This is a genomic window from Labilibaculum manganireducens, assembly GCF_002843385.1.
Lineage (GTDB): Bacteria > Bacteroidota > Bacteroidia > Bacteroidales > Marinifilaceae > Labilibaculum > Labilibaculum manganireducens.
This window is the reverse complement of record NZ_MVDE01000007.1, coordinates 51,088-74,885: the sequence shown is the minus strand read 5'-3', so window position 1 is coordinate 74,885 and position 23,798 is coordinate 51,088. Positions and strand designations below refer to the sequence as shown.

Here is a 23,798-nt window from a genome sequence, read left to right as displayed (position 1 = left end):
TTGTTTTACTTTATCATCGACTTAGCTCTTGTGATGTATTTTTCAACATCACGGGCTTCTGCTGATTTAGAAAAGTCTTGTTCAATAGTTTCGTAAGCAGTTAGTGCTTTATTGTACTCACCTAACATTTCGTAAGCAAGTCCTGCTTTTTGCAAATAGATAGGTGTTGTGAAATCATTCGTATTAAAAGAACTGGCATCCATATAATTTGAAGCTGCTTTTTTAGTATCTCCTAATTCCATATAAGCATCTCCTATAGCCGCTTTTGCAAGAGCACTAAGTAAGAAATCATCCGAACTGAATTTTTCTAAATAATCAACTGCATTTTGGAATTCGCCCATTCTTAAATAAGAAATACCAGCATAATATTCTGAAATATTTCCTGCCGGAGTTGAGCTAAACTCATCAATAATATCCAAAAACCCAGGATAATTTTCATCTCCGTTCAATGCAAAATTAAATGAATCCTTCTCGAAATATCTTTGAGCCTGAAACAACTGATTTTGAGCACGCTCATTAAGAGGAGCTTTATAGTATTTTTGATAAGCAAAAACTCCTACAGCCAAAAGAATTATTACAAAAGCAATAGTGGACAGTTTTTTCTGATTTTTCTCAATATATTGTTCGGTTTTGCTTAACGCTTCTTCTAAATTTTCAAAATTATCTTCAGATACCTGATTGTTTTTATTTTTTGACATGCTCAAATATTATTAGTTTTATTTTTTCTAACGCAAATGTAATTTTTTTTACGAAATATCAGACATTTTTTCTGTAAAAAATGAAGATAGGAATTTAGAATATTATAGAACTAAATAAGTAAATCCAAATTGATTTAATTTAGTAATTTTGCAACAGTCATCTAAATCCATTTATACATGCATCTGGAAAAATTATCCCTCTTAAATTATAAAAACATACTTGATTTGGAATTGAATTTTTCACCAAAAATCAATTGTTTTATTGGGAATAATGGAATGGGAAAAACCAATTTGCTGGATGCGGTGTATTATTTAAGTTTCTGTAAGTCATATTTTTCTGTGAGTGATCAGCAAAATATCAATCATAATGAACAGTTTATGGTGCTGGAAGGAACTTACCGACGAAAAGAATTAAATGAGCTTGTGTATTGCGGTGTAAAGCGCGGGCAGAAGAAGAATTTTAAAAGGAATAAAAAGGAATATAAAAAACTTTCGGAACACATTGGTTTATTGCCTATTGTAATGGTTTCTCCGGCAGATGCCAGTTTGATTACGGATGGGAGTGAGGAGCGACGCAGGTATATGGATAGTGTAATTTCACAATATGATCGTAAATACCTGGAAGATTTAATTCGTTACAATCGTGTTTTGCAGCAACGAAATAAATTGCTGAAAGATTTTGCATCAGGAAGCAGATTCGATGAAGATACTCTAAGTATTTGGGACGAACAGATGATTGTGCTGGGAACATCTATTTATGAAAAGAGAAAGGATTTTTTGAATAAGCTAATGCCTGTTTTTCAGGAGTACTATCAGATGATTTCTTTAGGGAATGAAACTGTAAATTTGGATTATAAATCACTTTTACATGATAACTCATTACGTGATCTGCTGATAAATGCCCGTTGGAAAGATCAGGTATCTCAGTATACCACAGTAGGAATTCATAAGGACGATTTGGAATTAACTCTGGGTGGATATCCTATTAAAAAGATGGGTTCTCAGGGACAGCAAAAGACTTATCTGATTGCTTTAAAACTCGCACAATTCGATTTTATCAAGCAAATTGCCGGATTTAATCCGATACTTTTGCTCGATGATATTTTCGATAAATTGGATTCGCAGCGGGTAGAGCAGATTGTAAAATTGGTTTCTGAAGATCGTTTTGGTCAAATCTTTATATCCGATACCAATCGTGATCATTTGAACGAAATACTTTCGGGAATGGAGCAGGAGTACCAACTGTTTGTAATTGATAAAGGAGCCATTGTAAGCTAAATAAAATGAGAAGAAGCCAAACACAAAAAATAGATGAATTAATTCGGCAGGTACTTAAGGAAAGCAATCTGGACGGGCGCTTGAAAGAGTATGAATTGGTTAATTCGTGGGAGAAAGTGATTGGTAAAACGGTTGCCAATGCTACTACTGATATTTACATTCGTAATCGAAAGCTATTTGTAAAAGTGCGCTCATCAGTAATTAGAAATGAACTGCTAATGATTCGTGAAGGCCTAATGCGAGCTTTAAACAGGGAAGTGCAGGCGAACATTATCGATGAGATTATTGTTCGGTAAAAGAAAAGACGCACTAAGATGACCCTAATGCGCCCTGTATTTTTAAAATTTACAGATTAAAATATCTCAGTTCCTGAGAAATGAAAAGCTCCTTCAATACAAGCATTTTCATCACTGTCCGATCCGTGAACGGCATTGCGCGACATCGATTCTGCAAATTCTTTACGAATTGTTCCTTCTTCAGCTTCAGCAGGATTGGTTGCACCGATTAATTTTCTGAAATCAGCAACAGCGTTATCTTTTTCAAGAATTGCAGCTACAATTGTTCCCGAGCTCATAAAATCGGTAAGATCCTCATAAAATGGTCTCTCCTGATGAACCTCATAAAATTTCTTAGCTTGATCTTTAGTTATTTTGGTGTATTTCATGGCAGCAATGCGGAATCCTGCTTCATTAATTTTTGCCAGAATAGCTCCGATATGTCCGTTTGCAACAGCATCCGGTTTTATCATGGTAAAGGTTCTATCGCTTCTCATATATGTGTATAGTTAAATGTTTCGAATACAAAAATAATGATTCTGAGCACTTGTGCAACTGTTCATTTAACAAAACAGGTAATTGAGAATTTAATTCTTCAAAGTATTCCTCATGCTCGGCAAATGATTCGTAAATCTATACTGCTTCCATATCTAAAATCTAACGATCTATTGTATCTTTACCAGCTTATAATAATTATTACAAGAGAAATAGAATGAATAATTTGCAAAATAGAATTGATGCTGAGCTGATTAAGGAAGCGGAAATATTGCTTAATGAGTGTGCAAAAATTTCAATTATACCGCATTCGGGTCCCGATGGTGATGCTATTGGATCTTCGTTAGCCTTGCATCAGTATTTGATAAAGAAAGGAAAACAGGCACAAATAATCAGCCCAAGTGCTTATCCCGTTTTCTTAAAATGGCTGCCTGGAAATTCTGATGTTTGGATTTATACCAATGGAAAGAAAAAGGCTGAGGAGTATATTAATTCATCTGACCTTATTTTTATTGTAGACCATAATTCATTTAAGCGCTCAGGCGATTTGGAAGGAGTGCTGGAGAAGGCAACTGCAAAAAAAATCATGATTGATCATCATCCTGAACCTGAACAAATTGTTGATTTGATGTTTTCGGATACTCAAATGTGTTCTACCTGCGAAATGATGTATGAATTTATTGAAGCTTTAGGTGATGAAGACATGATTGATGAATCAATTTCGGAATGTATCTATACCGGAATTATTACTGATACAGGAGGTTTAAGTTACAATTCCTCTCAGCCAAGAACTTATCAGGTGGTGGGGAGTTTACTTGCAAAAGGAATTGACAAAAGTAAAATTCATTCGAATATCTACGATAATTTTTCTCCGGACAGGATGAAGTTATTAGGACATTGTTTGGATCAGGGGTTAGAAGTTTTGTCCGAATTCAATACAGCCATTATTACATTAACAAAGGAAGATTTAGTTCGATTTAACTATAAGGATGGCGATACAGAAGGATTTGTGAATTATCCTCTTTCCATTCAGGGGATGCTTGTTTCTGTAATTTTTATTGAAAAAGATGATGTCGTTAAGATATCTTTCCGATCGAAAGGTGATGTTCCTATAAACAGGGTTGCCAGAGATTATTTTAATGGGGGCGGGCATATAAATGCTGCTGGCGGCAGAACCGAGAAGTCATTAAAGGAAGCAATTGATCAATTCAAAAAGGTTTTGCCTGAATTTTATAATAGCTTGTAAAGAAACTGATTTGATTTTTTGTTTTAAGAAGTTGTAAAATTTACAGCGCAGATTAATGAATCTGCGCTGTTTTTTTTTTATTTTTCTCTGTGGATCAAAAAGATAGCAGGTCTTTTGTGTAAATCCGGCAGATTGTTTTTCCATGCCTGTACCGACATGGTTTTGATGTATTCCGATTCAAGTGTGATATCGGCAGCAATACAAAGTTTAGTGGCCGGACTGCAATTTTGAAGTAAATCTTCAAGCATTTTCATGTTTCGGAAAGGAGTTTCAATGAACATTTGTGTTTGACCTTCACTTAGCGAACGGTGATCCAGATGTTTAATTTTCTTGCTTCTCTCGTCGCTCGGGATAGGTAAATATCCATTAAAGGCAAAGTTTTGTCCGTTAAAACCAGATGCCATTAAAGAAAGTAATATGGAGGAAGGTCCAACCAATGGAACTACCTGTATGTTTTTAGTATGGGCAATTTTTACAACATCGGCTCCGGGATCAGCAACACCAGGACATCCGGCTTCCGAAATAATCCCCATGTCGTGATCGGAAATAGCGTCCAAATAAGTTGAGATGTCTTTTGGAGAGGTGTGTTTGTTTAATTCATAAAAGGTAAGCTCATCGATATTGATATCCTGATTCACTTTTTTAAGATAACGACGTGTTGTCCTTATGTTTTCTACAATAAAGTGTTTAATATCCGGAATCAGTTGTTGAATGTTATTTGGTATTACCTGATCGATTTCTGTATCTCCCAAAGTAGTTGGGATTAAAAAAAGTTTGCCTTTCATAAATGATATATTTTCGGCAAATGTACAAAATAAGTCTGTTACTCTTTAAATGGTCGCTTGTCAAATGCAATCTTGTTATCTGTAATCATTCTGAATAGTTTTGAACTTATCTTGATTTATTACATCTTTGCAGGTAATTGATAATATTTATAATAATATGACACAAATTGCAAGTAAAATAATATTAAATCGAAACTTTATTTTGGTTCTTGCTGTCGTTTTAGGATTGTTGATTGGCGATTGGGCGAGTCTGTTAAAAGAGTATACTTTTTATATTTTAGCAATCGTAATGACCTTTTCAACCACTGGAATTTCTACAAAAGCCATGTTTCCTTTAAAGCAGATGATACTGCCAATGCTGATGGGATCGTTTTTGAATTATGTGGTATTTGGAGCTGTAATCATTGCATTGTCGTATTGGTTGATGCCAACGCCTGAGCTTTTTCTGGGGTTTGTGGTGATTGCTTCTACACCGCCAGGTGTTGCTGTGATTCCTTTCTCACATATATTGGATGGTGATTTAAAGTATGCCATAGTCGGAACTTTAGGAGCTTTTATTTCGTCCTTGTTTTTTGCACCGCTAATTGTTGGTTTGTTTTCAAATATTGATGGAGGGATTAATCCGCTCGATTTATTCATTACTATGGTTCAACTTGTTTTAGTTCCCCTGCTAATTTCAAGACTGCTGCTTTGGCAACCCATTAAACCAACAATAGAAAAGGTGAGAGGTAAAATTGTTGATTGGGGATTTGCTCTGATTATTTTTACTGCTGTTGGCTTAAATAGACAAGTATTTTTTTCTAATTTTGATGTACTCTTACTGGTGTCTCTGGTACTTTTTCTTGGGATTTTTGGTTTGGGATGGATTTATGAACTGTTTAGTCGTAAACTTGGAATTAAAGCTCCGGCAGCGATAACTCAGAATCTTTTGGTTACGATTAAAAGTTCAGGTTTTGCAGTTGTTACGGCTTTAACATTATTTGGAGAAGAAGCAGCAATTCCTTCAGCAGTAATGGCCGTTTTTGTACTGGCATATTTGCTTTATCTGTCTATTCGAAAAGAGTTAAGGGATTCAAGTAAGTAATCTTGATCAATCAGGTAAGGGAATTCGAATTAGAAATACAATATGGTGAAATTAACTTTTTTAGGAACAGGAACTTCTCAGGGGGTTCCTATTATTGCCTGTAAATGTCCGGTTTGTCAGTCAAAAAATCACAAAGATAAACGGCTGCGTTCTTCAGTGTTGATAAATGTTGATGGTCAGAATTTGGTGATTGACAGCGGACCCGATTTTAGATATCAGATGCTGCGTGCAAAAGTTGAGAATATTTCTGCAATTATCTTTACGCATGAACACAAAGATCACACAGCTGGTTTAGACGATATTCGTGCATTTAACTGGGTGAATAAAAAAGCAGTTTCCATTTATGCCGAAAAGCGTGTACAGGAATCTTTAAAAAAAGAATTTTCTTACGTTTTTGCTGAATTTAAATACCCGGGAATTCCTCAGATGAACTTGATCGATGTGACTGGCGAAACTTTTCATATTAATGGCACAAGCATACAACCTATTCGGGTGAAGCACTTGAAACTCCCTGTTTATGGTTTTCGAATTGGGGATTTGGCTTACATTACTGATGCGAACTATATTTCTCCGGAAGAAAAAGAGAAATTAAAAGGTTTAAAGGTTTTGGTTCTGAATGCTCTTCGAAAAGAAACACACATTTCGCACTATACTCTTTCTGAGGCATTGGATATTGTGAAAGAACTAAAGCCTGAAAAGGCCTATTTTACTCACATTAGTCACCAAATGGGTTTTCATGATGAGGTGGAAGCTGAATTACCTGATAATGTATTTTTGGCTTACGACGAGTTGGAGATAGAGGTAGGATAATTAATTGAAAGAATTCTATTTCTCCGCCTTAGTCATGAAAATCACACTTATTCCGCCCAGAACAAAAAAGATTGTTCCAGCAAGCAGTAAGGCTGATGAAAGGTTGAAATGGTCGGTGTACCATCCCAAAAAAGGACCAATAATGGCAAAACAAATTCGAATGATAAAATTCCTGACTGAGAGTACCGTTGCTCTCATTTCCGATTCAGTAATTTGATTGATGTAGTTTTTTAAAACAGGAGTTGCAATTCCACGCACAAAATAGAAAAAGAAAAGGACGCCAACACCAATCAATGAATTGAACCAGCCAGTTAGTATAAAACCTCCCGAGATTCCTATGACAATAAAAACAGAAGTCCCTGTTTTTCCAAGATATTCCTCCGCTTTATGTGCTGAAAGTGCTGTAATTCCCACGGTTAGGTTCAAAAGAGTCCAGATTACTCCAATGGTGCTGACTTCCATGTTTAAATCCCGCAGATAGGGTTGAATGAACCAGGCAAGTGTTAGTGTTGCACATCCAATAACCGATGAAAAAACAATATTCCAGCGTAATTTGGCATTGTCCCAAAGCGAGAATTTTACAATGCCAAGAATATGATTGAATCCAACTTTTAATTTTATTGAATTCTGATTTGGATCGACTAATAGAATGGAGGCAGGAATGGCAATGAACGCAATGAATGATTGAAAAATGAAGGGCGTTCTCAGGCTGATTAAAGCCAAACTGCCACCGGCAATTCCAGCAAGAGCTTCCGCAAAATTCCCAACCGACATCACTCTGCTTTCCTGTTTTAGATATTCTTTTTCCTTATTCATTTTAAGCAGACTATCATAAAGCATAGCTGAATCGGAACCGGATATAAAGCTGCTGCCAACGCCCAATATTAATTCTGCAATTAAAAATCCATTAAATCCTGAGCTAAACGAGTAGACTGCAAATCCCAAACAACCCAGAATAGAACCTAAGATCAAAGACTTTTTTCTACCCCAAACATCAGCAATATACCCCGATGGAATTTCCAGAGCCACAACTGCTACTGAATAAATTCCCTTAAGGGTTAGCACATCCTGCATACTCAAACCATTCTCCTGATAAAAGAGAACAATAATGGGCATGGTGAGCATAAACCACTTGGCAATTTTAATCAAATACAGTTTGGGGATATTTCCGGAAATAGATCTTGTCATTGCTTCAATTTGAGTTGCAAAGATACTCGCACATTCGAAATAGAAAAGCCTTTATTCTTGATTATTTGATCTTCATTGTATTTCTTGCAGAGGCTAATGGAATGGCTTTGTCGTTCATATAGAGTAGTATATCTATTGGTAAAGCCAACGGAACTTATATTTTTTGCATTCAATCGGGCTGTTTGTAAAACTGAATTAAATGGTGATGATGGCGAAGATATTTTGTGTAAATTTAGAAGGTGAGTAGTTGGTTATGTGAGCTGTAGTATAATAAGAAGAGATGATATCAAATCTAAAACACTTGAAACTATGGGAATGACATTAATCGAGAAGATCTTGGCAAATCACTCCAAAGAGAGTGTTGTAAAGCCTGGCGATATTATTGATGTTGAGATTGACATTCGTGCTGCCCGGGATTTTGGGGGAGCGAATGTGGTTAAAAATATCCAGGAGCATAAATTGAAAATTGCCGATCCGAAAAAGACTTATTTTACATTTGATTGCAACCCTACGGGTTCTGATCAAAAATATGCTATAAACCAACAAATATGCCGATTGTTTGCGCGGGATAATGGTGTAAAAGTATTTGATATCAATACAGGTATAGGAACGCATACTTTAATTGAGCAAGGTCTCGCTTATTCAGGAATTACTGCCGTAACTACAGATTCTCATGCCAATATTCTGGGAGCTGTTGGTGCATTCGGGCAAGGAATGGGTGATAAAGACATAGCCGCTGCAATTCATAAGGGAAAAGTTTGGTTCAAAGTTCCTAAATCAGTTAAAATAAATTTAAATGGAAAACGGCCGGAGCGAATTTATGCCAAGGATATTGTCTTGGAATTGTTGAACCGGTTTGGAGCAAATTCTCTTCTTGGATATTCTGTGGAGATTTATGGAGGGGAAGTAGATCATCTTACTCTTGATGAAAGAATCACAATTTCATCGATGGCTACAGAAATGGGATGTATCATCATTTTGTTTACTCCCAATGATTCCATTATGGAATACAGTCAGTTTCGAAATGGAAGGAAGTTTGATGTAGTGAAAGCTGATCCGGATGCTGAATACGATCAGGTGTTTGAAATAGATTTGGAAGAGTTTGTTCCCCGGGTTTCCTTGCCGGGAGAACCTCACAACACTGTTCCGGTTAGCAAAGTCAGAGGAGTGAAAATAGACTCGGCTTTTATAGGAAGTTGTACCAATGGACGAATGGAAGATTTTCGGATTGTGGCGGATATCCTAAAAGGGAAAAAAGTGGCTCCTGGTGTCGTTTTTAAGATCGTTCCCGCCACCGATGAAATTTGGAATGAATGTTTAAAAGAAGGCTTGATTAATATTTTTAAAGAAGCCGGAGCCATGGTTTCCAATGCTGGTTGCGCAGGTTGTGCTGCCGGTCAGGTGGGACAGAATGGTGAAGGAGAGGTAACCATTAGTACCGGGAATAGAAATTTTCCAGGCAAGCAGGGAAAAGGAAAGGTGTATTTGGCATCACCAGCTACAGTAGTAGCTTCTGCAATTGCCGGTTGCATTGTTCCGCACGATGAAATACCAGAGCATCCCGTAACATTTGGTCCCCGAAAAGAAATAGAAGTGGGTACAATACTTCATTCAAGTTCTGAGGTGTTGATTAGACCTAAGAGAATTGAAGGGCGTGCTTGGTACATTCCTATGGATAATATCGATACAGATATGATTTATCACAATCGATATCTTTCTATTACTGATACGGATGAAATGGGACAGTATACTTTTGATAATCTGGAAGGATACGAAGATTTTGCACAAAAAGCCAAGTCGGGCGATATTGTGATTACACACAAAAACTTTGGAAGCGGCAGTTCCCGGCAGCAGGCGGTTGATTGTTTCAAAGCATTGGGAATACAAGGTATTCTTGCCGAATCTTATGGAGCAATTTACGAGAGGAATGCCATTAATGCAGCTTTCCCAATTATGACTTGTGTTGATGTTTCAAGACTAAACCTGACTGATGGTGATACAATTCGTTTGGATTTAGAGACGGGTAAAATCACCAATACAACTAAAAATATATCGGTACAGGGAGAACGTTTCTCTGAAGTTCAACTGGAAATTTATCAAAACGGAGGACTCTTTTAAATAGTTAACCACGAAGTATTTTGAGTGTCCTTTGTGGTTAAACACATTTAAAGATTTAACCACAAAGGTAAACGAAGGATAACACAAAGTGAAAATTAGGGGACTCTCTGTGCAGTACTTTGAGTTTACTTAGTGGTTAAGGTTAGTTATTGGTTAAAAAATACGTTAATACTATGCAGAATCTAACTTTCGTTGAAAAGATATTCCGGGCAAAATGTGGAAGCATTGTTTTCAAAACTCCCGATATTGTTCTGACTCATGATAATACGGCCAGTATCAAAATTACATTTGAAAAAATGGGTGGCGATCGAGTGAAAGATCCTGATCAGCTTTTGGTTGTTCTGGATCACAATGCGCCGCCAACCAATGCCAAGTTGGCTACCGATTATCAGAGGGTTCGTGAATTGGTTCAGAAACAAGGAATCAAAAAGTTTTACGATGCAGGCTCAGGCATATGTCATCAAATCATGTCATACCATGCCAAACCTGGAATGATAATCGTAGGCAGTGATAGTCATACATGCACCGCCGGCGCATTTAATGCCATGGCTGCAGGTATAGACCGCACGGAAGCTGCCGGATTGTGGAAAAGGGGAGAAACATGGTTTCGTGTGCCCGAATCCATTAAAATCATTCTAAATGGAAAGTTGCTGCAAGGTGTTTATGCAAAAGATCTTTCTTTATGGATTATCGGGATGATTGGTTCGGCCGGAGCCAATTACATGTCTATTGAATATCATGGTGAGGGAGTGAAAAGTCTTTCCATTTCTGATCGCATGACATTGGCAAATCTGGCTTCTGAAATGGGCGCTAAGAATGCCGTATTTCCTCCCGATAAGGTGTTGGAAGATTTTTATGAACAAAAGGTAAAAGGCATTTGGGCCGATGAAGGTGCCCAATATTTTAAAGAATACGAAATTAATTTAAGCGATTTAGTTCCACTGGTTGCTGCGCCGCATCATGTCGACAATGTAAAAAGCATATCAGAAGTTAAAGGAGTAAAGTTAAATCAGGGATTAATAGGAACCTGTACGAACGGGAGATTGGAAGATTTGCGGATTGCCTCCAAAATACTGGATGGTAAACAGATTGTCAGTGGTTTTCAGTTGTTGGTGGCTCCAGCTTCCAAAGAAATATATTTGGATGCGATTAAAGAGGGAATTATCACCAGATTGATGAAAGCCGGTGCCACTATCTTGGGTTCTTCCTGCGGTCCGTGTTTGGGAACCGGACAAGGAATTCCTGCTGATGGATTTACGGTGATTTCCACCGCGAACCGAAATTTTTTAGGTAGAATGGGCAATAAAAATGCTCAGATTTATCTTGCTTCTCCTGCTGCGGTAGCCTGTTCGGCTCTCACTGGTGAAATAACAGATCCAAGAACAGATGCTTCCCATCAGATAAAATTTCCATTTCAGAAAGAACAAAGTGCCACAATTCTGATTCAGGAATCAGACCAACGAAAATCGAATGGTGTTTGGGATTACTCCGATGTTGATCATTTAAATACCGACCAAATGTTTGCAGGAAACTTAACTTACGAGGTTTTGAGTTCCGATCCGGATGGAATTCGTCCACATTTGTTCAAAGGATTTGATGATTCTTTTGCTGATGGAGTAGAGGAAGGTGATATTTTGATTGCCGGGGAAAATTTTGGTTGCGGCAGTTCAAGAGAACATCCTGCAGTTGGATTGGCTCATGCAGGAGTACGTGCGGTGATCGTAAAATCGGTAAACCGGATCTTTTACAGGTCGGCAATTAATCAGGGTTTATTACTCATTGTGAACCGCGAAATTGTTGAATCATACCATAGAAATGATGTGCTTGTGCTTGATTTTCAGGAAGGAGTCGTTCAGGTTGGTGAAAAACGATTCGAAATACCTGTTTTACCCGATAAATTACAGCAGATAATAAAATGCAAAGGCCTTGTAAACTGGATAAGAACTGTGATATAAGCTCTTACTGGTCTGTAGTTGATTTTTACTGAAAAAAAACGCGAAAATACTTGTTTGGGAATGTAATAAATACCTATATTTGCATCGCCTTTTAAAGGAATGGTCCAGTAGCTCAGTTGGATTAGAGCAATAGCCTTCTAAGCTATAGGTCCCAGGTTCGAGCCCTGGCTGGATCACTCATTTTTAAAGGCAAAAATAGAAAAAAAACAAGGACGGTCCAGTAGCTCAGTTGGATTAGAGCAATAGCCTTCTAAGCTATAGGTCCCAGGTTCGAGCCCTGGCTGGATCACAAAGCCGATACGAAAGTATCGGCTTTTTTGTTGCGGGCTCAGAAAATGATCCTTTGTATACTTCCTATTTTTAATATCATATATTGAGTTCAATATTTACAATCTAATTTTAGTTTGGAAAAGTTAATACTACAGTAGCTCCGATCTCATCATTATTTGTTGCTATAATTTCTCCGTTATGGGCATCCATAATAAGTTTCACTGTAGCCAAATCAAGACCATTTTGATCATCATGATACTGGGAGTTAGTAGCAAATAATTTAAATCTGTTTTTTAGTGTCTGTGGGGTAAAGCCTTCACCTTGATCAATAAAAGAACAGGTTGTTTTTTTTATATCAGAATCTATGTTCACACGAACAAGCCCACCATTGGGTGAATATTTGATCGCATTGTCAAGAATGCTTTCAAAGCAAAATTCAACTAGTTCTTGAGCACCATTTATGTGCGTATTATCAATCTTGCCATCAAAAACTACATTCGCCTTTTTTGCTTTAATTTGTTCCGAAAGATTAAGCTTGGTTGATTCAATTAAATCGCTTAATCTAATTTCACTTTTTTGAAGGGTCTGTTTTTTAGTGCGTAACTCGGTAATTTTCAAACTTATTTTAGCAAAGCGATGAAGCCGATTGGCAGAAATTTCAAGATAATGTAACATTTCTGTAACATTAGAATCGACTAATTCATTTTTCAATATGCCAATGAAACCAATTATGCCATTTAAAGGTGTGTTAATTTGATGGCTAATTATGGACAGAAAATCTGATTTTGCTTTATCCAACACCTCTAATTCCTGATTGACTTCTTCAAGTTCACTATTTGCTTTCTGGAGCTCTTTGGTGCGCTCTGTTACTTTTTCTTCAAGCCATTGGTTTATTTTTTTAAGTTGGTCTTTACTCCTTTTCAGATCGATATGAGTTTTCACTCTCACCAATACTTCTTTTGAATTAAAAGGTTTGATAATATAATCCTGCCCTCCAACTTCAAAGCCATTAACCACATTTTCAGATTCGTTAAGTGCAGTCAGGAATACGACTGGAATTTCCTTCATGTTTTCGTTTTCACGCATGGCTTTACAGGTCTCGAAACCATTCATTACGGGCATATTTACATCTAAAAGGACCAGATTAAAATCTTGTATTTTATTTAAAAGATGTAAGGCTTGCTGACCGTCATAAGCAAATCCAACAGAATATCCCTCATCGCGCAGGATGCTGCCAATTACCTGAATATTTTTAGGATTATCGTCAACTGCGAGTATCTTAATTTTATTATTGCTAATTGTTTCCATATGCTTTTAGGTTATATTTTGTTCATTTTAAGTTGTTCTATTACTTTCGGGAATTTTACCAGAGTTTTCAACAATCTGTCGATCTCGAAATTATCTGCCAAACTGCAAACTTCGCTTGCATAATCTTTAAGATATTCAATCTTATTTTCTTCAGCTAGTTTAATTAATTCTTTACCGAATTCTTCAATTTGGTCAATCATTTGCGATTGGATAGCATTCTGACAAAAAGGAACAAACTTATTTTCAAGAACTGGTATGAGTTCAGGCAGCTGATTTAATTGTTCCTCAGTCAGTGCAATGTCAATTTGTTTGGAATCAGCTGTAGCTGCTTCGTCTTTAACCTGATATGTGAGATACTTCTTCATTTTATCAAACAAGTCAGAAGCATCCAATGGTTTCATTAAAAACTCATTAAATATCTCTACATTTCTATTTCCAGTTATTATACTTTTTGCAGAAGCTGAGATTGCAATAACCGGAATGGATTTGGTACTTTTTGTTTGCTTCAGTATTTCTGTGGCCTTATAACCATCCAGTACTGGCATACGCAAATCCATCAGAATTAAATCGGGCAGATTTTTTGTTGCTGACTGCACAGCTTCTTCGCCATTTTCTGCTTCAAAGACATCAAGCTGTGAATGTTCTAACATATCCTTAATCAGTTCACGATTTAATTCATTGTCGTCAACAAGAAGAATTTTTGCTTTATTGAATTTTATTATTGATAAGTCAATCAAGCTCTCCTCGGGTTCGATCTCAATCTCAGAAATAGGTATGTTTGGAATAATAACCCTTATGTTACTCCCTTTACCTGCTTCACTTTCAAGATGAATAGTACCCCCCATTTTTTCAATCAATTTTTTAGTGATGGGTAAGCCTAAACCAGTTCCACCATATTTTGCACTTTGTCCTTTCTGCTGACTGAAAGGCTCAAAAATTAATTTCTGTTGATCAATCGGGATGCCAATACCAGTATCTTCGATCTGAAATATAATGTCAAAATTCTTATTTTCCTTATGGTTTGTTTGTATATCCAAGCTTAAAATAACATGGCCTTTATCCGTAAATTTAATTGCATTTCCAATAAGATTGAACAGGATCTGAAGTATACGAACTTCATCAAGTAGAATCATTTTATGCATTACACTTGCATATTCGACTGAAAACAGGATTCCTTTTTCATCCACTTTTTGAAGAAACATATTTTCTATCTCACGCACCAAATTCTGAAGATCCACTGGTACAGGAATTATTTCAATCTTACCTGCTTCAACCTTTGACAGATCCAAAATATCGTTAATAATTTTCAATAAGTTTTTCCCACTGCTCCGAATAGACTCTATCTGTGAACGTTGCTTTTCTTCTTTTACCGATTTGGACAACAAATCAGAAAACCCAATAATAGCATTCATGGGAGTACGGATTTCATGGCTCATATTGGCAAGAAATTCACTTTTTGCACTGTTTGCAGAATCAGCCTCCTCCTTTGCATTAATAAGATCAGCTTCAACAATTTTTTTAGGGGTGATATCAAATCTAATTGCAACATATTGATAAGGCTTTCCATTTTCATCGAGAAAAGGAACTATAGTAGAATCGACCCAATAAAAGCTTTTATCCTTAGCTTTATTCTTAATTTCTCCCCGCCAGACTTTCCCCTTTGAAATAGTACTCCACAAATCAATAAAAAAATCTGTCGAATGATGACCTGAATTTATAATTTGGTGGGTTTGCCCAAGAAGCTCTTCTCTGCTAAATTTTGATATTTTACAAAAATTATCATTTACAAAATTAATGATTCCTTTGTTATCGGTTATAACTACAATGCTTGATTCTTCAAGAGCAAATTTATAATCAGAAATGTCTTTCAGACTCTTTTTTAATTTTTTTTCCGAGATGGTCAACTTTTGTGTTCTTTCAGAAACCATTTCTTCCATATTTTCACGGTGCTTTATTATTTCTTCTTCCGACCTTTTTCGATCGGTAATATCCATGTTAATACCCAGCATACGTACAGGATTTCCTAATGCATCATAACTAACAATACCCGAAGCCTTTAAGTAGCGAATAGATTTATCCGGCCAAACCACCCGAAATTCAGTATCAAACTCTTTTTCACCTTTTAATGCCATTTGAATTTCTTCATGTCCACGGATTAGATCATCTGGATGAAGGGTTGTATTCCAGGCCTCATATGCACCAGTAAACATCTCTGCAGAAATACCATAAAGCCTGTACATTGTACCATCCCAAACAAGTTTATCATTAACTATATCGAAATCCCAAATTCCGATATTAGCTGCACTTGCAGCAAGTTGCAAACGGCTGGTTATATTATGGATTTCTCTCTCCGCCAGTTTTTTGTCTGTTATATCGCTTATCGTTCCTATTAATCTTACAGGATTATGCTTCCTGTCAAATTCTAATTTACCCAAGCCGTGTATCCACCTCTCCTCCTTATCGTTATTTCTGACAATTTTGTATTCTTTATCGAAAAATTTTTCTTCCCTTATCACATTATTTAAATATTCTTTCAATTCATTGCTGTGTTCTGGATGAATCATAGCACTCCATCCCTCAATTGTGTGTGTATAATTTTCATCGATCCCAAATATAGCATCGAGTATTTCGGAACTCTTCCACATACCCGTTTTTAAATCCAGCGAATAGGTTCCCAGGCGTGCAATTTCTTGTGATTCTTTCAGTAAATGCTCACTTTCTTTTAGTTCAGAGGTTAATTCTTCTGCGATTTGTTGTGCCTTAAGCTTTGTGCTAAGCATTGATTTGGAGAGCAACAATAGTAAAATACTAATAATTAAACCTCCAATAAATACCAACCATGAGGCAATGTATTCAACAATAAAATTTTCTTTTTTTTGAACAAATACCAATGTCCATTGATGTCCATTAAACTCAATAGGTACTTTTAAAGAGAAACGTATATTCTTGAGGTCTTCCTGTTTTTCATCTTTAAGTGAATTAAACAAAAGTGATTTTGCAGAACAAATCTTTCCATCGAAAATATTTAAGCTAAACAATTTTTTATTATCGTTTAATTCCCAGTCTTTCAAGATACCCAACATCAGGTCAGTCATGCGGTAAGGACTGTAAACCCATCCTATGATAGCCGAACGTCTTTGTTCAACAGTGTTTGTTACGGCTCCTTTCCGGAAAACGGGAACATACATTAAGTTTCCTGCCTGTACGTCTGTTTTTGTTTCCTGAACTAAAAGTATTTTTCCTGAAAGGGCAGCTATATCTAAATCACGCGCACGTTCCATTGCTTCCCTTCTCACGGGCTCGGTTGTCATGTCATAACCAAAGGCACGTAAGTTGCGTTCTGAAAAAGGTTCAAGAAAAATAATTGCAGTAGATGTATCACCCGAATTTTCGGGCCAGACCTTATAGTCAGGAAATCCCTCATTTCTGATTTGTAAAATATGATTTTCCAACTGATTCTTAGGTACAAGTAAGGAAAATCCTGTTCCTAATATTCCTGGCAAATTCAGGTCTACTTTTGACTGTTTTATGAAATTACTCCAAGTCTCACGCCGTACGGTGTCTGATACACTAAAAAATGCAGCCCCGCTGCGAAGCAGTTGTGCATGAGCATGCAACCGCAAATCTATTCTACTGCTGATTTCCTTACATTCGAACCTAAATTCAGCTTCATCCTTTTTATCAATTTGAAACTTTACAAAAATTGAAGCAAATATTGTGAATAGTAATGTTAATATAAATAACAAGTTTGCTTTCAAGTTGTTAACATTCTTCATTCTATTCGGTGTATTAATTTAAAACTATCTTCAATTCAATAAGCGGTATTTAATAAAAACACTTATGATTTTTAATGCCTTATATATCCGTTTCTCTGCAAATACAAACTAGCTTAACTGCTGCAGATGCATGACAGAATCATAATTTCAAGATCTACATCAACTAGAATCCCATCAACAATTATAATAAAGCAACATCCTGCCAAACTTAACACAATAGTTAATGTACGTCTTTTGAAAAAAAAGGTTAATAAAGTATCGTTTTTACTTGGAATTAAATTGTTTGCAAAAGTCCCTAATACCGATTGAATTGGGGACCTTTGAGAGATTGCATTTACAGTGCCTTGCCTTTGTGCTTCCCTGTTATTTTTAAAATTAAAGTCGCAATCGTACAATTTGTGTTCGTTATCGCACATTTTATTTTAAAGCTAAGTTAGGTTCTTTGTGTTGGATGTAAGTCTGTTACCTTTTTCGGCATCATATGTGATAAGACAAGCCAGATATGTGTTATAATAGAGTTTTATGTCATTTTGCCGGGGGCTTTAACTTAAGTCCAATGTAGTAGTTCAGAACAATTGTAAAAATCTATTTGTAACCATTCAGTTTTTATTGTAGTCTAATTAACCACAGAACAAACCAAGTAAATAAACTAATTATGAGAGAAAGAATATTGATAATCATATTAATGATATGCAGTATTTCCAGTTACGCACAAGCTGATATGGGAGTGGAAATTAAGAATGGATCGTTAACTGGTATTATTATAGATGTTAAGACCAAGTTGCCATTACCATATGTAAATGTGGTGATAAGAGATGCCAATAATAAAATAATTACCGGAGGTATTACAGATGACAAAGGAGAGTTCATTATTAAGAAAATTACCGAAGGAAAAAACACAATTGAGATTCAATACATGGGCTACAAGTCATATGTTAGAAAGTTGGATTTCTCATCTAAAGTATCAGCGTATAAATTGGGAACTGTTGAACTTGAAGAGGATACTGAACTTCTTGGAGAAGTAACGGTAAGAGCAGAGCTGTCCAGCGTAACTCAGAAAGTGGATAGAAAGGTTATAAATGTTGGTAAAGATTTAACCGCTGCCGGAGCCACAGCTTCGGAGGTTTTAAACAATGTGCAATCGGTTAGTGTTGATAGTCAAACGGGAACAGTGAGCTTAAGAGGAAACGAGAATGTGAGAATATTGGTGGATGGCAAGCCTACTAATATTAGTGCAGCTCAATTGTTGCAGCAGATTCCTTCTACATCAATTAAAAGTATTGAGTTGATTACCAATCCATCAGCAAAATACAACCCTGAAGGGATGAGTGGGATTATAAATATTGTATTGAATAAGAACGCAAATATTGGCTTTAATGGTAATGTGAATTTGGGCGTAACACGTGGCGTGAACACACGTGCTAATGGATCGATAGATTTAAATTACAAAACCGGAGCCGTTAATTTCTTTTTAAACTTTGGAGCAAATGGCGGAAAAAGAAATAATTATGGTAAAGTTTTAAGACATTCAGAAAGTGGAGATGGAGAAATTATTTTAGCTGATGACATTCTTCAAAAATTTGAATTTAACAGCGACAATAACTCTCAGTTATTAAAAGTTGGAGCTGATATTTATTTAAATGAAAAAAATACACTTTCATTTTATACGACACAGAATTTCTCTGACAATTTAATGAATGGAGATACCAAAATATTTAGAGGAAGCGCCCTGGATAATCACAATTTAATGAAATCGGAATCTGACAATACTGCAGGAACTTATAACTTAAATTATAAAATCGATTTCGAGAAAAAGGGGCATAGTTTAGAGTTTGAAGCAACCTACAGTGAGAGTGATTCGCCTGAGGATGCTGCATACACTGAATTATTAAATTCGACTGATTTGACATCTAATTATTTTGATGATGTAAAAAATGATTATACCAACAGTCTTTTGAATTTAGATTATACAAATCCATTATCAGAAAATACAAAATTAGAAATGGGTTTGGAGCTTAGGATTAACGATACGGAAAATTCAAAAGCAAGTAATCAGCACGAGTTTGTATATGATAATTTGGGAAATAGAATTCCCGATGGCGACTGGTATGAAACTGTTCTAAAACCCAATTCAGCATTTACATACGATAGAAACATTTATTCCGGATATGTGAATTTAAATCAAAAAATGAATAAATTTTCTATGCAGCTGGGTGCTAGAATAGAGCAGTACGAAGTAGATGGAAAATTTAGTAAAGGAGATGAAAGTGCTAAGTATACAGATAGTAAATTTACAGTTTATCCATCCGTATTTTTCACCTTTACACCCAGCGAAAAAAACCAATTGCAGTTAAGTTACAGTCGAAGGGTTGACAGGCCTTCTATACAGCAGGTTAACCCAATTAGAGAATGGAGTACGCCTCTAATTAGTTCTTTTGGTAATCCCAATTTAAATCCTCAGTTTACAAATTCATTCGAATTCAATTATACAAAAGGATTGGCGAAAGGTTCCGTTACTTTAGGAACATTTTATAGACGTGTTACTGATAATATTTCCAGAGTTTTAAATAAGGATCCTTTGGATGTTGAAAAGGTTGAGCTATCTTATTATAATACTGATAGCAATGATCGTTATGGAATAGAATTGTCAGCAAATTATCAATTCTTTAAATGGTGGTCGATGAATGCAAGTTCCGATTTGTATGTTCAGAAAGAAACCGGTGTTTCGAATGGTGAGAATCTTGAAATTACCAATAGTTCCTTTAATGCCCGGGTATCCAATAGCTTTACGGCTACTAAAAAATTGAAATTTCAGTTGTTCGCAATGTACCGCGGAGGTGGTGAAGATTTACAATTTAAAGTGGATCCAATGTGGATGATCAATACAGGAGCAAGTTATACGGTGCTGAAAGGAAAAGGAACACTAACCTTTAGAGTAAACGATATTTTTGAAGGAATGAAGTTTAAGTTTGATTCAAAAGTACCTTACAACCAGGAAGGTGAATTTCATTGGGAGAGTAGGACAGCATATCTTGGCTTTTCGTACCGGTTTGGCAGCGGTAAAAACAAAGCCAAAAGAAGAAAGCAAAGAGATAGTCAGGAAACGCAAGGTGGTGGTGGATTTATTTAAACCCTTAGATCAATAATACACATTTATTTAAGTTGAAAATCTCCCTTTCTATTTTGGATAGGGAGATTTTTTGTTCTGATAAATTAAAATTATAGCAAGACTTCTTACCTTCGGACAGTAGTAAGAACAAATGATATTCTATGAATTTACCATCAGTAAATCTAATCTACTTTTCTCCAACAGGAACAAGCAGGAAAGTAGTTAAAGCCATTGGGCAGGGATTGGAAGCAAAACAAATCAATGAGTTTGACATTACACAAACCGATTTTGAGTGTAAGAATTTTGGTAATGAATTGACCATTATTGGTGTGCCTGTTTACAAAGGACGTTTGCCCGTTGAAGTAATTCCGCGATTGAAACATTTTAATGCTGAAAACACACCTGTGGTTTTAGTAGCTGTTTATGGAAACAGAGATTACGATGACGCTCTGCTTGAGTTAAAAGATGTAAGTACAGCATTAGGTTTTACACCTGTAGCCGCAGCCACTTTTATCGGAGAGCATTCTTATTCAACAGAAAGTAAACCCATAGCAAAAAATCGTCCTGATGAGGCCGATCTTCTTAAAGCAAAACAATTTGCAGGAGCGATTTTAACTAAATTGGAGAAAAACGATGGTCTGGAGCTAAACGTTTCGGGTAACTATCCATACAAAGAATTGCCGAATGCCCCGGTAATGTCGCCAGGAACCATTGCCGCGAAATGTACGCTGTGTGGTGTTTGTGCCGATGCTTGTCCCGTTGATGTTATTGAGGTAAACAAAACAGTAATTACAAATGCAAAGGCTTGTATTTGGTGTTGTGCATGTGTTAAAGCCTGCCCGGAGGATGCCCGGATTTTTGATGCACCGCTTATCAATCAGATCACAAATAATCTCTTCGAAAACTGTTCTGAACGCAAAGAACCTGGGTTTTTTATCTAAAAGAGTTCAGAAAAGAATAGAAAGGACAGCAGATTTGCTGTCCTTTTTTTATTCGTTTGTCCCTCGGGATTAGAATTTTTACCTCTGAAATTTTATTTGGATTACAAATCTGTAGTTGTCCCGGGTTGTTTTCCCTTTTAAGTTACGAATTGCAGAACGATTGCTGATTTTATTACTATATCAGAAGATAAAATGATATAGTTTGCGTAAAAAACAATATCGTCAGATGAATAAACCACATTGACTGCTGATAATTTTATTACTTCAGATGAATATTTAATACCATCAGATGACAGCTGATTTATTCATTTTGTTATCTGATATAATCATTTATTCATCTGATGATGTTATTTAATAAAATGAACACATAATATTCTCAGCAGAGAAATCTAATTAGTAAGCGTTAGCAAATAATTATTAGGCTGGATGTATAAAAATGGAATAAGATCAGACTTTTTTTGTATGGTAAGTATTCATTTAACTCTGAGAGCTGTTGTTTTTCTTGTTGTTATAGTATTCAGCATTGCGTTTGCAGTGGTGTTCACTTTGGTAAGCCTTTACGATCCCGGGCTTATCCCGAAAAACAAATTTACCATAGCGTCGGATTTCATCAACCACTTGTTTAAGTAGAGTGAAGGCCTTGTTTCGGATTAGCAGCATCTCGTCGGGAATGTACATTTTGCTGTCTTTTATAGCCAGTAAATTACTTATTCGTTCATATTCTTCGGTGGCTTTATCGCACAGACTTAAATCGAAGTTGATGGCTTGCAGGGCTTCAACATTACTTTTTCCCAGTCGGGCCAATAAAGCCAAATCGAAAATGATACTGGCCAGCGAATTGCCTTTTTTAATATCTCTGATTTTTTTTCAGCAGATCTTTATCATTTCTAAAAGCAAACTGCATGTTGTCAATCAGGTATTTGCGCAGTTTTAGCAGGGTGGGGGTTTCGGCTTTAAGGTTGGTCATTGCCTGTTTCTTTTCACCTGTCAGTTCAACCCAGTTTAGCTGTGCACGGCTCAGTGCCTTGGTGCGGACATGCAGTTTATCGATTAAACCGACCGGCATATTTACGGCAGAAAGTTTCGACAGATCTTCTGTTGCACGTGTGTGCAGCCGTTCGGCTTCATAGATGTAAATTTCGAATGGCATGTCGCAATGCTTTATGTTTTTATTTTCTATGGCATTGATTTCATCCATGAGGATTTCTAAATCTGATTGATCTGACATTGTATGGTAGAATATGAGGTTTTATATCTAAAAAAACAGCTTGAATTTAGCAATAATTTTGAGATTCCTCCAATGTTTATCTGAAAATTATGTTGCTTGAATCAATGCTGTTGCTCCAATCCCAGCTGGGTTTAGAATTTTCTATTTCATTTTGGAGGAAATATACGTATAGAACCACTGGTTTGTAACTTAGGAACTTGACTAGTCAATTATTAGAATCCACTGATAAATACATAGCCGTAAAAAAAGAATTTATTATATTTATTGTTCGGTAAGATGAAAAGTATCTGTTTACAATCAAACCTTGTTTATTTTACTTTAAACCTTAAAAATATGAACGTATGAAAAAATTAGTCGCAGAATTTATAGGAACCCTATGGTTGGTTCTGGGTGGATGTGGAAGTGCTGTTTTGGCGGCCGCATATCCCGAATTGGGAATTGGATTTGTTGGTGTGGCAATTGCTTTTGGATTAACTGTGCTTACTATGGTCTATGCAATTGGGCATATTTCTGGTTGTCACCTGAATCCGGCTGTTTCTATCGGTCTTTGGGCTGGCGGACGTTTTGAACTGAAAGATCTGGGGCCTTATATTGTGGCTCAGGTATTGGGAGGAATTGCAGGTGCAGGAATCTTGTATTTGATTGCAAGTGGTAAAGCTGGTTTTGATATGGGAGGTTTTGCTGCGAACGGATATGGCGAGCACTCGCCTGGTGGATATGGCATGCTGGCAGCTTTGGTGAGCGAAGTGGTAATGACTTTTATGTTTTTACTGATTATTTTAGGAGCAACACACTCAAAAGCACCGGCTGGTTTTGCCGGATTGGCAATTGGTCTGGGGTTGACTCTGATTCATTTAATCAGCATACCGGTCACAAATACATCTGTGAATCCGGCGCGAAGCACAAGTCAGGCACTTTTTGTTGGCGATTGGGCTTTGGATCAATTGTGGTTGTTTTGGCTGGCTCCTATTGCAGGTGCAATTTTGGCCGGGTTGGTATATAAGTACATGTCTCCTGAGAAAGAGTAATGGATGAAAATGATAACAGACAGCATGTTCCGGTGATTTAAATTTGCTTAGGATGTGCTGTCTTTGTATGAACTTATGATATTATAAGATTGAAATATACCGCGCAGCGCATACATGATTGTATAAAGTAAGGAGCCGGAAAATATTCCCGTAGGAAATACATTTGGATATTGAAAAAATGATAACTTCGATCGAGAATAATGAGA

The 23,798-nt window shown here is 36.4% G+C and carries 18 protein-coding genes and 2 tRNA genes; 12 read left to right on the top strand and 8 right to left on the bottom strand.

Translation table 11 applies throughout. The features are described 5' to 3' along the window. Nucleotides 1–5: 5 nt before the first annotated feature. Complete coding sequence (locus BZG01_RS06625) at nt 6–698, bottom strand: tetratricopeptide repeat protein (protein WP_101309043.1); 693 nt, start codon at nt 696–698, stop codon at nt 6–8. A gap of 177 nt (nt 699–875) precedes the next feature. On the opposite strand from BZG01_RS06625, the gene recF reads away from it, so the two are divergent. Together recF and BZG01_RS06615 are read left to right on the top strand one after the other, a co-directional pair. Then, complete coding sequence (gene recF / locus BZG01_RS06620; protein ID WP_101309042.1) at nt 876–1,976, top strand: DNA replication/repair protein RecF; 1,101 nt, start codon at nt 876–878, stop codon at nt 1,974–1,976. 5 nt (nt 1,977–1,981) lie between these two features. After that, complete coding sequence (locus BZG01_RS06615) at nt 1,982–2,272, top strand: DciA family protein (protein ID WP_101259901.1); 291 nt, start codon at nt 1,982–1,984, stop codon at nt 2,270–2,272. A gap of 56 nt (nt 2,273–2,328) precedes the next feature. Here BZG01_RS06615 and BZG01_RS06610 read toward each other — a convergent pair whose 3' ends face one another. After that, nucleotides 2,329–2,748, bottom strand: a complete 420-nt coding sequence (locus BZG01_RS06610; RefSeq protein WP_101309041.1) for a nucleoside-diphosphate kinase — start codon at nt 2,746–2,748, stop codon at nt 2,329–2,331. A gap of 215 nt (nt 2,749–2,963) precedes the next feature. Between BZG01_RS06610 and BZG01_RS06605 the strand changes: the two genes are divergently transcribed. Then, nucleotides 2,964–3,992 carry a DHH family phosphoesterase gene (locus BZG01_RS06605; RefSeq protein WP_101309040.1) on the top strand — a complete coding sequence of 343 codons (1,029 nt, stop codon included), beginning with the start codon at nt 2,964–2,966 and terminating at the stop codon, nt 3,990–3,992. A gap of 77 nt (nt 3,993–4,069) precedes the next feature. On the opposite strand, the gene BZG01_RS06600 is transcribed toward BZG01_RS06605, so the two are convergent. After that, on the bottom strand, nt 4,070–4,777 hold the full coding sequence (locus BZG01_RS06600; RefSeq protein ID WP_101309039.1) for an SAM-dependent methyltransferase: 708 nt from the start codon (nt 4,775–4,777) through the stop codon (nt 4,070–4,072). 157 nt (nt 4,778–4,934) lie between these two features. Here BZG01_RS06600 and BZG01_RS06595 point away from each other — a divergent pair, with 157 nt between their 5' ends. Then, on the top strand, nt 4,935–5,861 hold the full coding sequence (locus BZG01_RS06595) for a bile acid:sodium symporter family protein (protein WP_101309038.1): 927 nt from the start codon (nt 4,935–4,937) through the stop codon (nt 5,859–5,861). Nucleotides 5,862–5,903: 42 nt separating this feature from the next. After that, nucleotides 5,904–6,671: an MBL fold metallo-hydrolase gene (locus BZG01_RS06590; RefSeq protein ID WP_245870291.1), complete on the top strand. Its 768-nt coding sequence runs from the start codon at nt 5,904–5,906 to the stop codon at nt 6,669–6,671. 15 nt (nt 6,672–6,686) lie between these two features. On the opposite strand, the gene BZG01_RS06585 is transcribed toward BZG01_RS06590, so the two are convergent. Further along, nucleotides 6,687–7,859 (bottom strand): MFS transporter, encoded by a 1,173-nt coding sequence (locus BZG01_RS06585; protein ID WP_180327240.1) that lies wholly within the window; start codon nt 7,857–7,859, stop codon nt 6,687–6,689. A gap of 309 nt (nt 7,860–8,168) precedes the next feature. Here BZG01_RS06585 and BZG01_RS06580 point away from each other — a divergent pair, with 309 nt between their 5' ends. The 4 genes from BZG01_RS06580 (at nt 8,169) to BZG01_RS06565 (ending at nt 12,221) form a co-directional block, all read left to right on the top strand. Beyond that, a complete protein-coding gene (locus tag BZG01_RS06580) occupies nt 8,169–9,977 on the top strand; it encodes an aconitase/3-isopropylmalate dehydratase large subunit family protein (RefSeq protein WP_218973029.1) in 1,809 nt (602 codons plus the stop codon). A 173-nt stretch (nt 9,978–10,150) separates the two neighbouring features. Then, the gene (locus tag BZG01_RS06575; protein ID WP_101309037.1) at nt 10,151–11,932 is read left to right on the top strand and encodes an aconitase/3-isopropylmalate dehydratase large subunit family protein; all 1,782 of its coding nucleotides are present in this window, start codon (nt 10,151–10,153) and stop codon (nt 11,930–11,932) included. A gap of 101 nt (nt 11,933–12,033) precedes the next feature. Further along, nucleotides 12,034–12,108, top strand: a tRNA-Arg gene (locus BZG01_RS06570). Nucleotides 12,109–12,146: 38 nt separating this feature from the next. Next, nucleotides 12,147–12,221, top strand: a tRNA-Arg gene (locus tag BZG01_RS06565). A 110-nt stretch (nt 12,222–12,331) separates the two neighbouring features. Here BZG01_RS06565 and BZG01_RS06560 read toward each other — a convergent pair. Both BZG01_RS06560 and BZG01_RS06555 read right to left on the bottom strand, forming a co-directional pair. Next, the gene (locus tag BZG01_RS06560) at nt 12,332–13,510 is read right to left on the bottom strand and encodes a hybrid sensor histidine kinase/response regulator (RefSeq protein ID WP_101309036.1); all 1,179 of its coding nucleotides are present in this window, start codon (nt 13,508–13,510) and stop codon (nt 12,332–12,334) included. A gap of 11 nt (nt 13,511–13,521) precedes the next feature. Further along, a complete protein-coding gene (locus BZG01_RS06555) occupies nt 13,522–17,286 on the bottom strand; it encodes a CHASE domain-containing protein (RefSeq protein ID WP_101309035.1) in 3,765 nt (1,254 codons plus the stop codon). Between the two features lie 655 nt (nt 17,287–17,941). On the opposite strand from BZG01_RS06555, the gene BZG01_RS06545 reads away from it, so the two are divergent. Together BZG01_RS06545 and BZG01_RS06540 are read left to right on the top strand one after the other, a co-directional pair. Then, nucleotides 17,942–20,416: a TonB-dependent receptor gene (locus BZG01_RS06545; protein ID WP_101309033.1), complete on the top strand. Its 2,475-nt coding sequence runs from the start codon at nt 17,942–17,944 to the stop codon at nt 20,414–20,416. Nucleotides 20,417–20,556: 140 nt separating this feature from the next. Beyond that, nucleotides 20,557–21,336 carry a 4Fe-4S binding protein gene (locus tag BZG01_RS06540; RefSeq protein WP_101309032.1) on the top strand — a complete coding sequence of 260 codons (780 nt, stop codon included), beginning with the start codon at nt 20,557–20,559 and terminating at the stop codon, nt 21,334–21,336. A gap of 477 nt (nt 21,337–21,813) precedes the next feature. Here the strand turns inward: BZG01_RS06540 and BZG01_RS06535 are convergent, their stop codons facing one another. Together BZG01_RS06535 and BZG01_RS06530 are read right to left on the bottom strand one after the other, a co-directional pair. Continuing rightward, nucleotides 21,814–22,149: a hypothetical protein gene (locus BZG01_RS06535; protein WP_101309031.1), complete on the bottom strand. Its 336-nt coding sequence runs from the start codon at nt 22,147–22,149 to the stop codon at nt 21,814–21,816. A 34-nt stretch (nt 22,150–22,183) separates the two neighbouring features. Then, a complete protein-coding gene (locus BZG01_RS06530) occupies nt 22,184–22,564 on the bottom strand; it encodes a hypothetical protein (RefSeq protein WP_101309030.1) in 381 nt (126 codons plus the stop codon). Nucleotides 22,565–22,905: 341 nt separating this feature from the next. Between BZG01_RS06530 and aqpZ the strand changes: the two genes are divergently transcribed. Beyond that, nucleotides 22,906–23,592: an aquaporin Z gene (gene aqpZ / locus BZG01_RS06525; RefSeq protein ID WP_101309029.1), complete on the top strand. Its 687-nt coding sequence runs from the start codon at nt 22,906–22,908 to the stop codon at nt 23,590–23,592. Nucleotides 23,593–23,798: the final 206 nt, after the last annotated feature.